We start from the raw sequence: 12,577 nt of genomic DNA, 5'->3' as shown, positions 1-12,577 counted from the left end.
GGTGGATAAAAATTATCCGCCCCTTTTTATTACAGTGAATTTACTATGCTGAATGGAATAAAAGCACCATAAAATGAAATAAAGTCTCTTTAAAAAATTTTGCACTTCCATTTTTTGAATACACATTACGCATCAAAAAATGAAGCTGCACAGTTTTTTGTTTTACTTTTCATGCGTAATAGTTCTTTTAAATTGTATAGTGTCCTGTACTACAGATAGAAATAATTCCAGAAACCATATCAGGAGGGTTAAGGTAAGCATTATAAATCCGGAGGAGATCTATAATGGAAAAACTTATTCTTTAGATATAGATATTTACATCAACTATTATAAAGAATATGTTGTTTATGAATTGCCTTATCACACACTTAACTGGTTCTCGGATGGAAGCCACACAGACTCTTTGGGCTATGAGTTTTTTATTTGTGAGGAAAGTACGAGAAAAGGTTACTTACTCAAAAATATTGGAGACTCGTTACTTAAAAAAATACCCGGAGATTCTATAATATACAGTAGAGCATATGATGGGGGAAAGGGCGATAAAGATATGCTTGCAGGATTCAAAATTAACTCATTGATCAAAATTGCTGATACTCCATTCGTCACTTACCGTTATGTATTTGATCACCATTTTTATGATTCAGCATATTTTCAGTACGATATATCCTTAAAGGATGTTACATTTTCATTTTCAAGAAAACTGGATAGCGTACAGGATTCTAAATTATCAAAGATAATGCTCTTTATAAAGCATGATAAAGAGTTGGTGCCTCCCGGAATCAAAGAAGATTTTTTTATTGCCCGTTTTGAAATGAAAGATGCAACAAGAGCCGATGAATCTGCATTAAGAAACCTGTTTGAAAGATTTATCAAAAAGGAAAACGAAAACAACCGGTGACAGCGATGCTTATTTAAGAGTTCAACCCAGCTTCATTGACCCGATATCAACTCCCCGGGATCTTTAAAGAGCTGTGTAGCATTAATTTTAAGGCAGATGGCTATTTTCTGCAGGCGGGGTATGCTTACAGTCTGTTTATTATTTTCTATCCTACTGAGGGTGGCTTTGGATATGCCCACCAATGCCGCAAAAGTTACCTGTTTATATCCCCTTAATTCCCTCCATTTGCGGATATTTTCTCCAATAAGCAATTGATCGTTTGGCATACGGTCAGGGTTATACGTAAACCAGTAAGATTAGATAATCCAATTATTGGTTGCATTGCATAAAGTTTATTTGAAATTGCTTTACAGTGAATTTACTATGCAGTGTGAAACAAATACATCATAAAATGAAACTTTGTTTCAGGTATATATTTTGAATTGCCTGTTTTGATTATTTCCTTTACGGAGATAATAATAATTAACGCCTGTAAAATTAAAATGATGAGCACGCTGTTAAAGCTACCAGTATTCGTATCAATTATAGTATTGATCATTGTTAGCTGCAAAAAGATCTCACCTATAGAAAATAGTATTACAGATAATCACTCCGCTTGTGATCCTTCACTCGTTTCACCACAGGAAGTTGAATTCAATAATTATGTATTAATGCAAGCTCCTGTACAGGTTTCTATTACCGCACCTGTCTCTTCCTGCAAGGTTGATACAATAAGGGATCTTATTAGCTATAAGGCAGTCTGGATCGCTAGCGCAGATTGGGACAAAACAACATACAATTACAAACACTATGGGTTTTTCTCTATGCCATAAGCCGGGGTAAATATCAAGATCAAAATAAGCTCTAGACCTTATGAGGACAGCAATAAAAAATCATAGCATAATTGCCTTTTTCTTTATATGCCTTTTCATTGCAATTACTCCTGAATTTTTCTTTTTTTACCTGGCAGCCCTGGTACTTTGTACAAAACTGTTTATTGTAATATGCATCATCGACTTTTTTACCAAAAGTCAATGGAGAAAAAACAGTGGCCTGATACTCGCAGTAATGTTTATTGCAGCCATTATTGCTTTGACAATATTGGGCATTGCAAAATTTTAGCCGGTACTATACTTGCCGCTAGTACACTTTAATTGCCGTGAAGATTATGGAAGGGTTATACCGCTTTGTTGCTACAGGTCAGCAGCATTTATTCAGAACAAGCAGTATTCAGTGTGCATGGTTATGGTGATAACCACGAGGATCGCAAAAACAAGAGGATCTCTATCCAAAGGATCGGATCAGTTGAGCCGGGTTGTAAATAGTAATGCTGTTAAGAAGCAATAAAATTCTTCAACCTCTTAAAGTCCCTGTTTGAGCTTGACTGGAAGAAACTGTTGATCATAACAGTTAACGACTTTACAATTGCAGCGAATGCAGTGGTTTGAGATGATTGGATTGGTTGTTTCATTTTTATCGGATTTAGAACTTAAAGTTACCATTCAATATAACTCCTGTCAAGAGTGGTTTTGCTGATTTACAGGGTCCGGTAATTTCCGAAAGCTTATCGTTATTTTACAAGGGGCGTTTGCCATTTACGCCTGAATTGCTTGCCTTTTTTGTAGTAACGGATAGGATAAACATCGGGGTTCTGGCGCAGTTTGCCAATAATGTTCTTAAATGCCTGCAGCAATGGATTACTGTTCATGGGGTCATTGTTAGGTTTGTTCATAGTATAAAATATTGTCTTGTATGTAACGGGGGTCGTGGAAAAAATATTGCATAAATATTGCCGGAATGTGGAAATAGTTTGTTAAATGGCCCCTTTTCGGGCTTTTAAGCCCCATTATCGACCTGATACTACCCGTAAACCTCTATTTTTGCTACATGAAACTGGCCGCCCTCCTCTTTTCCTTTTACCTGTTATTGCTGCCTGCCCTGCCCTGTATGGACAGGAGCGAATGCAGTGAGGCCCGGCAAACCACCCTTACTGCCGGTTCCGCACACCAGCAGCACCATCACGAGGAAGAAGCCTGCAGCCCTTTGTGCAGCTGCGCCTGCTGCGGCCAGGTACTGGCGCCGGTATGGCCCTTTAAAGCAACAACCTGTAAAGTTCTCTTTCAAAAACAACCCTATTTTAATCCCGATCCTTCTTTTGCCTCTTCTTACAATGGTACTATCTGGCAACCGCCCCGGCTAGGTTAATAAAACGGGCATTAGCAGCCCATAGCTATTTTATTTTCCTTACCAACTCAATCGCATCAATGCAAAAGATATTCTTATTGCTGGGAGCCTGTACAATTATTACGGCTGCCCAGGCACAACATACATTCAGCACAATTATTAAAGAAGCCGGCAGCAATGCGCCGGTTACCAGCGCTACCATTCTTTTAAAAAGCAAACAGGTGGCCACTGTTAGTGACAGCAATGGCTATGCTGTATTAAAAAATATCCCGGGCGGTAAACAAACCATCGTCATCAGCCGTGTGGGATACGAGACCAAACAAGTCCACTTCAATTTTCCATTAAGCGATACCTCGCCCATAGTAATATTGCTGAAGGTTTTGGAAGACGACCTGGAAGAAGTAGTGATACAAAGCACCCGGACCAGCCGCACCATTAAAAACACTCCCACCAGGGTGGAAACCATTGATGGCGAAGAACTCGACGAGAAGAATAATATGCGGCCGGCCAATGTATCAATGCTGCTGCACGAAAGCACGGGCATGCAGGTACAGCAAACATCGGCCACCAGCGGCAATGCCAGCATCCGTGTGCAGGGGCTCGATGGCCGGTACACCCAATTATTAAAAGATGGTTATCCCAACTTCGGCAATTTTGCCAGCGGCTTAAGCGTACTCGAAATTCCGCCGCTCGATCTGAAACAGGTTGAAGTGATCAAGGGCCCGGCTTCTACCTTGTATGGTGGAGGGGCTATTGCCGGCGTGGTGAATTTCATCAGCAAACTGCCGCAGGAAAAATTTGAGGGTGATATGATCTTTAATCAATCGCATATCGGGCAAACCAACCTGGGCGCTTACTTTTCTCAAAAGAAAAACAAACTGGGTTATACTATTTTAGGTTCGCTTAATTTTCAAAAAGCTTACGACGTGGATAAGGATGAGTTTTCGGAAATACCTAAGAGCAACAACTTTACCATTGCACCGGTATTGTTTTATTATCCCAATGCATCCACCAGCATTAAGCTGGGCAACAGTTTTACCCGTGGTACCAATACCGGCGGCGATATGGTGGTGATAAAAAGCGGCGCCAATGCCAACCATGTTTATTTTGAAGAAAATAAAACCACCCGGAATACAAGTACGCTGGAGCTGGATAAAAAGTGGGGTACTGCAATGAGTTTAAAACTCAAGCAGAGCCTCGCTATTTTCGACCGTCATATTACTATTCCAAACTATAATTTTTCCGGTACCAGCACCAATAGTTTTACTGATCTTTCTTTAAGCGCCAACAGGCAAAAACATTTTATCATTGGTGGTATCAATATTGTTTTTGATAAATTTAAACAGGAGAACAGCAGCAGCCTCAATGCACAATCTTTTACTGCCGGTGTTTATTTGCAGGATACCTGGGATGTTACGGATGCTATCAAGATAGAGAGCGGTGTACGTATTGATAATGTGCAATACAAAAATATCAATTACAACAAAAACCAAACTTTTGTATTGCCCAGGGCATCCGTACTTTTTAGAGATCAACAACAAAATAAGTTCGAGGGTAGGTGCAGGATTAGGTTATAAGATACCTACCATTTTTACTGAACAAACTGAGAGTTTGCAATATCAAAATGTGTTAGCGCTGAATAATGTAAAAGCCGAGCAAAGTGTGGGCGGTACGGCCGATGTGAATTATAAAACCAATATAGGCAGCGACCTGGTGTTCAGCATCAATCAAATGTTTTTTTATACCAGCATCAGTAAGCCATTGATATTGCAAACAGATAACCTGGGCAACCGCTTTTTCAGCAATGCAGGTAAAGCTGTTATCAGCAAAGGTTTTGAGACCAATGTAAAACTCATCTTTAAAAAAGACCTGAAATTATTTGCCGGTTATACTTATACCGATGCAAGGGCAACGTATTTAAGCAGTAATTCTTTTTTACCTCTATTGCCCAAGGGCAAACTCAATCTTACTTTGATGTATGAAAAGGAAGATAATTTTAAACTGGGGCTGGAAAGTTATTTTACCGGTGCACAATACCTGTACAATGGCAGCCGCACACCTTCCTATATAGAGATGGGTTTTATGGCGCAAAAGACCTTTGGTAAAGTTTCGCTGTTTGTTAATTTTGAGAACTTTACCGATCAGCGGCAGAGCAAATACAAAACGGTTGTAAATCCACCACATACCAATCCTACATTTGATGATATCTGGAACCATATGGAAGGCTTTGTGGTAAATGGTGGTATCAAGCTGAAGCTTTAACGACACCTTAAGTATAATAACAGTAACTTTGTATCATTAAATCATAATAACATGAACAGGACAAATTGCTGGAAATGTGTTTTACTGATAGCATCTATTTTAGGCATGGCCGGCGCATTTGCTGCGTAAGCTATCATCATATTTTAAAAGAGGCCCGCAATGTTTGCGGGCCTCTTTATTTTAATACTATTGATACAATTGTTCTAGTTAACTGAGAACACCTGTGCTGCTGCACTGTTCTTCAACACCACCAAAAGTTTATTGTCTTTCAGGTAAACCATTTTACGGCTTTCGCCTCTTACTTTTAATCCGTCTGTTGTATGCAGCACTTCGGTAAACGATCCTTTACCATTACCTTTTAATAATAAGATAGATGATGCATCAATATTGCCCACCATTACGGCTGCATCGTTGCTGTTGCCACATACCAGTATATCTTTTATGCCATCTTTATCAAAGTCTTCTATAATTACATCATTGATGTTGGCGAACTGTGCTTTTTCAGGGAAAGGCATAAATCGGAATGCGCCATTGCCTTCATTGATCAGCACACCAGATTCAAAAAAGTTGGTCTTGTATATATCCATTCCTTTCTTTTGTTCTTCGGTAAAAAGTTTATCCAGCGTGGTGCCGGAGTAATCTTTGTAGCGGATGAATTTTTTCCGCATGGATGGCATCTGGTCTATCAGTTGATCGCGGCTGAACAGCGGGTAGCACTTGCCCTGTATATAATAACCCAGTACAGCATCATAACTTCCGTTGCCGTCAAAATCTTTTCCATACACTGTGCAGGGATTATAGTAATTGCCTTTTATTGAACAGTTGGTGCCCCTGTTGCCAATTACAATATCCAGGTCGCCATCGCCGTCTATATCTTCTGTTTTTATACAATACCACCAGCCGGTAAATTCATCCATGCTTATGGTGCTGTCTTTTTGTGTTGCCGGCGAAACAAAACTTACGGTCTGCTGCATCTTTTTAAATACGCCCTCCTGCAGTTTAAAAGAGGTGGGCGCCATCCACTCTCCTGTAACGGTCAGTTCGTTTTTTCCATCGCCATCTATATCGCTCCATACAGCACAGTTTATAATGCCAGCCTTGCTTAATGCTGGCGCCACGGTTTTGGTTACATCAGTAAATATGCCTTTGTTATTCTGCAACAGCATACTGTTTTCTGCCTGCGGAAATTTTCCGGGTAATACATGTCCGCCTACAAACAGGTCAAGATCTCCATCATTATCATAATCCAGCGCTGTTACACTTGATCCATTAAAACCCTCTGCGGGCAATGCTTTGGTGGCTTTTGTAAAATTACCTTTGCCATCGTTGATGTATAACCTGTCCTGGTATAAATTACTGCCGGCATCAAACTCTGCACCACCGCTTACTACGTACAGGTCCAGGTCTTTATCGCCATCTGCATCAAAGAACAGAGCATTCATATCCTCACAGGCTTTATCGGCAGTAAAGGCAGCCTGTCTTTTTTCTGTAAAAGAACCATCAGCGTTTTGTAACATCAGTTTGCCTTCGGTGCCTGCAGAGCCGCCAATATAGATATCCGCCCTGCCATCTCCATTTACATCAGCAGTAGCGTAATAAGGCCCTTTACGGCTGCACCTGTATGGTATCAATGGTTCTCTTTTAAAGTCTATATAGTCATTCTCTACCTGTGTATATTTTAGTTTACCCTGTACCGTTATGTCGTTGAAAATGGTGGGCTTTTTTTCTGCAGCTGTTTCCGGTTGCGCTTTGGCGTCCGACTCTGCAATGGTAAGCACCTGGTTGCTGTTTACATTTTCCAGTATTACTTTTTTAAGCGACGGAAAAGTGATCTCCACTTTTGGTATCACTGTTGCTGCTCCTACGCCAAAGTGTAAAAAGTGTTCGGAGGTTGATAAAAAGCCACGCTGCGGGCTGTAATGCAGCAACTGCAGTTTTCCATTTTCATCCACCAGTTTTACAGTTACGCCATATACTTCTTCTTTGGAAGTAGGTGTTTTTAAAAAACGGAGCCGCAGGTAATTGGATGTAGCGGGGCTGCTTTCCCTGCTGTTATTTTTAAATACAAATGCTTCATCATCCACATTGTTTACGATCAGGTCCAGGTCGCCATCATTATCCAGGTCTGCGTAAGCGGCACCACTGGAAAGGGATGGCGGTTCATCCATCCATACATCGGTATACTTATCAAATTTTAATGTGCCGTTATTATGGTACAGGTAATTTTTGATCTTTACCGAAGGAATACTTTGCAGCCATTGATCCAGGTTCACATTCTGGCCGCGGTTCATGGTATTGATAATGGAATCGAGAATAAAAACTTTGTAATCCCAGTCGGTAATATCCCGTTTGATACCATTGGTTACATAAATATCTTTCCAGCCATCATTATCCAGGTCGGCTATCAAGGGGGTCCAGCTCCATTCTGTTTCGGCTACGCCGGAGTAATTGGCAATTTCGCTGAATGTGCCGTCGCTGTTGCGCAGCTGCAAACTGTTACGTGGGTATTGATAATATAAATTGAACTGCAGCATCAGGTTGAACTTATCATAGTTCTGGTTCAATGCAAATAACTGCTTTTGCCTTTTAGGATCTTCCACTGCCATATCCACTACATATATATCTTCCATGCCATCGTTATTGATATCGCTGATCTCGGAACCCATGGCCGAAAAACTGGTATGGTTGATATACTCCCGGAGCCGTTCGGTAAAAGTGCCGTTCTTATTATTGATGAAACAGTAATCAGGTTTATTAAAATCGTTGGCAACATATATATCCGGCCATCCGTCACCGTTATAATCAAATATGGAAGCGCTTAAACCAAACGCATGCGTGATCAAGCCGGCTTTTTTAGTAACATCCACAAATTTGCCTCCCCTGTTCTCGTACAGCCTGTCGCTCACATATACAGTGGTGGTATCTTCTATATACACCAGCTTGCCGTTTTCCATTCTTGCAGGAATGGTCATTGATTTACTGAAGTCGTCCATGTGATCGATAAAAAAAACATCTTTATCTCCATCATTATCGTAATCGAAAAAATAAGCCTGTATAGTAAAGCTGGCATCATCCAATCCGTATTCTGCTGCTTTATTGGTAAAAGTGAGGTTACCATTGTTGATGTACAGCATTTTTTTGCGCAGCTTGGGATCTTTAAAGCCCGATTTGCAAACAAAAATATCGAGTAGTCCATCATTATTAACGTCCACCATATTCACACCGGTCTTAATGCCATCGCCACCATCCACGCCTGCCGAGGCGGTGATATCACGGAATTTAAAGTTGCCCAGGTTCAGGTATAATTTATTGCGGCCCCTGGTGGAAGAAAAATAAATATCCTGCAGGCCATCATTGTTAATATCACCCACACTTACACCGCCGCCCACATACAGGTTCTCGTACATATACATGAACATGGTGGGGTCTTCAATAATATCGTTGCGGAAGTTAACACCGGTTTGTGAAGAGGGTAAAAGCGTGAACTTTTTTTCCTGCGCAGCTGCAGTAAGGGTAAGCAACTGTAAGCATAGTAAAAAATAAAAGCAGCGGTTTGTTAGCATAATGGTTATTTAATTGCGGCCTGTGGATAAAGCAGGTTGATGATGTATTTGCCAATAGTTCTTCCATGTTGTACACTTATACGGGCAGTTTCGGGATAGTGTATACCGCCATACACACGACTGGTGGACGATTGCAGGGATGCTTCGTAAAACGAATTGAAGTTTCTTGTACCCTGGCCAAAAGGAATTTCAATGCGGTCGGTAAAACTGAAATTATCTCCCAGCAATGAAGTCAGTATTTCTGATGCGGCATTAGATACCACGGAATGCCCGCTGGTAGATTCCGGAAACGGCGGCGTTTGTATAAAAGGGGTCCAGTCACGGTCCACCACACGGTTAATGATCGTTATGGGGCGTATTAGGTTGGTACGGTATTTCTCGTCCCAGCAACTGATAAAAGCATCAAAGATGCCAATGGCTGTAAACGCATATACCTGTGCTGTTTTGGTAAGTGGTATATTTTTTTGCTGGCAGGCCTGTTGTGCTATCAGCACCCAGTGGCCGCCCGGCGATATTTTGTGTATGAAAAAATTAAGGTGACCAATGTTCTTGGATACATTGGGATTATCGTCCCAGTAAAGGGCAGTTGCCTTTTGTGCACTGTCTAAATTTTTACCAATGTTATATTCGTCCATCATGGTTTTATAAAAAACCGATTTCTTATCCATGCTGAACACCAGTTTTTCTTTAGGCGAAAATTGTGCAGCAGTTTTTAAGGTCAATGGCCGGATGGTGTTCCAGTGTGGTTCAAGCCCCTGTGCGTAATCCAGTGGTGTGGGTTGCCAGTCGCCGGGCTTATGGCCAATCACGTAGCGCATCATGCCCCTCGATTTAAGATAATTATCTCTTTTTGTCCAGGCAACAATGCTATCGCCCACAATATGCCCCTGTTGAATAGAGTTTTTTACCAATACGGTATCTGGGCCTTTCATCACAGAATCAATAAATGACTTCCTCCAGTTTTCTATTTTATATTCTGAGCCTACCAGCGCCTGCGCTACGTAAGAGAAAGATATACTGGCTGCAATAAAATTATCAACGGCTACTCCTTTTGCTGCAACGGGTATGGGTTTAAGGCCATTCAGTTTTCCAGCCAGGTCAGGCAGCGATGGATCATCGAGCCGGATACATTCATAAAAAGCGATATTGGGATATACATAGATACGGCTTGCAACAGGCGGGCTGAAGAGGTCTTCCATCACCGTATTTACCAATAATGTATTGAGGTTGTGCAGTACCTGTTCTTTCTGCTGGGCGAAGCTGCCGGTGGTGGTAAACAAAAAAAAGAAGGGCAAAGAGATGCGGATGATCCCTTTACGTAATTTGATAAGGTTCATTAGTAGAAAGTTTGGTAACGCTTTGAACAAATTTAAACTAAAAAGTTGGTGTTTTCTTTTTTTGCGAGTGCCGGTGACTATTGTTTTACAATAAAAAACCGGCGTATTATGTACGCCGGTTATAAATAAATGCTGCTGAACTGTTTATCGTGCCAGCTTTAATTCGTTGATGATATTGGTGGCGCCGCCTAACTTATCAATACACCATAATACATACCGTACATCTACACAGATCGTACGGTTCAGATCTTTATCAAAAGCAATTTTATGGCTCAATGCTTCGTAGTTGCCGTCAAATGCAAGACCGATCAGGTTGCCGTTGGCATCAATTACCGGCGAGCCGGAGTTACCACCCGTGATATCGTTGGTGGTGATAAAAGTTACCACCAGGTCGTTCTTTGCCTTATCTATATATTGACCGAAATCCCTTTTCTTCAACAGCTCTATCTGTTTGGTAGGCAGGTCAAATTCATAATCTCCCGGTACATATTTTTCCAATATACCTTTTGATGTACATACATAATCATAGTGTACGGCATCCCGTGGGTTATAACTTTTTACATTACCAAAGCTTACCCGCATGCTGAAGTTGGCATCGGGATACATTTTTTTAACTTCCGCAGGTTTCATTTCCATAATGCCTTTCATATAAGCCCGGCCCAGTTCATTGTTCTTATTTACAAAGGCTGCGTATAAGGATGCGTACTTGGAAAGATAGTTACCTACGAATGCATTGGCAAAACCAAATGCAGGGTCTGCTTCCAGGTCGGCCGCTGTAGGTGTTGCAGTAAAAGCATTCCATTTGGCGTCGTCCAGTAACATGGTTTTTTCAAATACATTTTTGGCCCAGCTTTTAAACGTCGCTTCTTCTTTAAGGCTGCCGAATGAACCCTTCATGCTTTCGTAATATCCAATAGGGTGCTGGTTCTTATCAATATCGTTATAATACATCATGGCCACAGCTGCCAGTATCTTTTCATCACTCGGCAGGTCTTCACTTTCTAAAAATGCTTTGCGGCCCGCGCTGGCTGCTTCTATTGCTTTCTTCAATTCGGCTGCCGGTGTGTTGGTCTTTTGGAGTTTATCATCCAGCGCTCTTAATGATGTAGCAAATGCGATCAGTGGTGAGCCGGTCACTCCTTCGTTGATATATTGGCGCATTTTGCTGTACGGCGTCCAGGTAGCGTAATTCTTTGCGTAGTCAGCCATTATGTTTTCATACTCCGGTTTGCCTTTTGCCCATGCTTCAAACTGCTGTTCGTATGCAGCTTTCTGTTCCTGTGTATGAAATTTTATCAGCTGCTTTGTTTCGCCGTCAAAAAATTTCCAGTAGTTGGCAACAGTAGCGTAGTTATTGGCCAGTTTTAATTTTACAGCCGGGCTTTTGATCATCTGTTCGTGCATGTATTTCAAACGCATGTCACGCAGGTTTACCAATGAAGGGTTTTCTATTTCATTTTTTAATTTGATGCCGTAGCTGGTCTCATAACGGTTGGTACCGCCTGGATAGCCATAGATCATTGCATAATCTCCATCTTTAATACCCTTGATGCTTACCGGTAAAAAGTGTTTAGGTTTTAAAGGCACATTGTCCTGGCTGTAATCAGCGGGTTTGCCATCTTTGGTAGCATACACACGAAAAATGCTGAAATCGCCGGTATGACGTGGCCACTCCCAGTTATCGGTGTCGCCGCCAAATTTACCCACGCTTTCAGGAGGCGCTCCCACCAGCCTGATATCGCGGTAAGTTTTATACACATACATAATGTACTGGTTGCCCTTGAACATGCTGTAGATCCTCCCACTTAAGCCATTCTCTTTATCCAGCACTTTATCGGTAATAGTTTTATATACATCCTGCAGTTTTTTTACCCTGTCATCCCAGCTCAATCCTTTTACGCCGTCTTCCACATCTTTGGTCACATCTACGATCCTGTCCAGGAACTGCACCGTTAATTCACTTTTTATTTCCTGGCCTTTATTATAAGCATAAAAACCATCAGCCAGGTAATTGTGCTCCACTGTACTGGCATTGGCAATGGCTGCATAGCCGCAATGGTGATTGGTGAAGATGAGGCCCTGGTCGCTCACTATTTCGCCGGTGCAACCGCCACCAAAAATTAAAATAGCGTCTTTAATAGACGATTTGTTGATGGAGTACAATTGTTCTTTGGTGAGTTTTAAACCCCTTTTAACCATATCATTATACACCTGTTCGCCCAGTAACATGGGCAGCCACATGCCTTCGTCGGCACTGGCTTTAAAAAGCGAGGTTGATAATATAACCGCCAGCAAGATCTTTTTCATATCGTTTTTTAGTTTAGAGGAACAAACTTAGTTATTATTTCATTTAC

Annotated in this window: 10 protein-coding genes; 4 read left to right on the top strand and 6 right to left on the bottom strand. The window is 41.4% G+C overall.

Features of this window, described 5'->3' with window-relative positions; all coding sequences use genetic code 11:
• The first annotated feature begins 199 nt into the window (after window positions 1-199).
• Window positions 200-898 carry a hypothetical protein gene (locus tag QM738_RS06840; protein WP_462275934.1) on the top strand — a complete coding sequence of 233 codons (699 nt, stop codon included), beginning with the start codon at window positions 200-202 and terminating at the stop codon, window positions 896-898.
• 32 nt (window positions 899-930) lie between these two features.
• On the opposite strand, the gene QM738_RS06835 is transcribed toward QM738_RS06840, so the two are convergent.
• From QM738_RS06835 to QM738_RS06825, 3 genes are all read right to left on the bottom strand, one after another.
• Complete coding sequence (locus tag QM738_RS06835; RefSeq protein WP_462275933.1) at window positions 931-1,164, bottom strand: helix-turn-helix domain-containing protein; 234 nt, start codon at window positions 1,162-1,164, stop codon at window positions 931-933.
• 1,046 nt (window positions 1,165-2,210) lie between these two features.
• Window positions 2,211-2,348, bottom strand: a complete 138-nt coding sequence (locus QM738_RS06830; protein WP_462275932.1) for a hypothetical protein — start codon at window positions 2,346-2,348, stop codon at window positions 2,211-2,213.
• 99 nt (window positions 2,349-2,447) lie between these two features.
• On the bottom strand, window positions 2,448-2,609 hold the full coding sequence (locus QM738_RS06825; RefSeq protein WP_462275931.1) for a hypothetical protein: 162 nt from the start codon (window positions 2,607-2,609) through the stop codon (window positions 2,448-2,450).
• Between the two features lie 155 nt (window positions 2,610-2,764).
• Between QM738_RS06825 and QM738_RS06820 the strand changes: the two genes are divergently transcribed.
• From QM738_RS06820 to QM738_RS06810, 3 genes are read left to right on the top strand one after another with little or no spacing between them, the layout of a single operon-like run.
• Window positions 2,765-3,082: a DUF6660 family protein gene (locus QM738_RS06820; RefSeq protein WP_462275930.1), complete on the top strand. Its 318-nt coding sequence runs from the start codon at window positions 2,765-2,767 to the stop codon at window positions 3,080-3,082.
• A 59-nt stretch (window positions 3,083-3,141) separates the two neighbouring features.
• Window positions 3,142-4,638, top strand: a complete 1,497-nt coding sequence (locus tag QM738_RS06815) for a TonB-dependent receptor (protein ID WP_462275929.1) — start codon at window positions 3,142-3,144, stop codon at window positions 4,636-4,638.
• 34 nt (window positions 4,639-4,672) lie between these two features.
• Window positions 4,673-5,323: a hypothetical protein gene (locus QM738_RS06810; RefSeq protein WP_462275928.1), complete on the top strand. Its 651-nt coding sequence runs from the start codon at window positions 4,673-4,675 to the stop codon at window positions 5,321-5,323.
• Between the two features lie 203 nt (window positions 5,324-5,526).
• On the opposite strand, the gene QM738_RS06805 is transcribed toward QM738_RS06810, so the two are convergent.
• The 3 genes from QM738_RS06805 to QM738_RS06795 form a co-directional block, all read right to left on the bottom strand.
• A complete protein-coding gene (locus tag QM738_RS06805; RefSeq protein ID WP_462275927.1) occupies window positions 5,527-8,886 on the bottom strand; it encodes a VCBS repeat-containing protein in 3,360 nt (1,119 codons plus the stop codon).
• Window positions 8,887-8,891: 5 nt separating this feature from the next.
• On the bottom strand, window positions 8,892-10,223 hold the full coding sequence (locus QM738_RS06800) for a vanadium-dependent haloperoxidase (protein ID WP_462275926.1): 1,332 nt from the start codon (window positions 10,221-10,223) through the stop codon (window positions 8,892-8,894).
• A 144-nt stretch (window positions 10,224-10,367) separates the two neighbouring features.
• Window positions 10,368-12,530: a S46 family peptidase gene (locus QM738_RS06795; RefSeq protein ID WP_462275925.1), complete on the bottom strand. Its 2,163-nt coding sequence runs from the start codon at window positions 12,528-12,530 to the stop codon at window positions 10,368-10,370.
• Window positions 12,531-12,577 lie beyond the last annotated feature (47 nt).

It is taken from the genome of Ferruginibacter sp. (assembly GCF_049840995.1).
Lineage (GTDB): Bacteria > Bacteroidota > Bacteroidia > Chitinophagales > Chitinophagaceae > Ferruginibacter.
The sequence above is the reverse complement of the archived record's forward strand: the minus strand, read 5'-3'. Positions and strand labels throughout refer to the sequence as shown.

Bases quoted from the DNA above. Each gene is read 5' to 3' on its own strand.
- QM738_RS06825 (WP_462275931.1), bottom strand. From the start codon at position 2,609: ATGAACAAACCTAACAATGACCCCATGAACAGTAATCCATTGCTGCAG.
- QM738_RS06815 (WP_462275929.1), top strand. From the start codon at position 3,142: ATGCAAAAGATATTCTTATTGCTGGGAGCCTGTACAATTATTACGGCT.
- QM738_RS06830 (WP_462275932.1), bottom strand. From the start codon at position 2,348: ATGAAACAACCAATCCAATCATCTCAAACCACTGCATTCGCTGCAATT.
- QM738_RS06820 (WP_462275930.1), top strand. From the start codon at position 2,765: ATGAAACTGGCCGCCCTCCTCTTTTCCTTTTACCTGTTATTGCTGCCT.
- QM738_RS06805 (WP_462275927.1), bottom strand. From the start codon at position 8,886: ATGCTAACAAACCGCTGCTTTTATTTTTTACTATGCTTACAGTTGCTT.
- QM738_RS06835 (WP_462275933.1), bottom strand. From the start codon at position 1,164: ATGCCAAACGATCAATTGCTTATTGGAGAAAATATCCGCAAATGGAGG.
- QM738_RS06795 (WP_462275925.1), bottom strand. From the start codon at position 12,530: ATGAAAAAGATCTTGCTGGCGGTTATATTATCAACCTCGCTTTTTAAA.
- QM738_RS06800 (WP_462275926.1), bottom strand. From the start codon at position 10,223: ATGAACCTTATCAAATTACGTAAAGGGATCATCCGCATCTCTTTGCCC.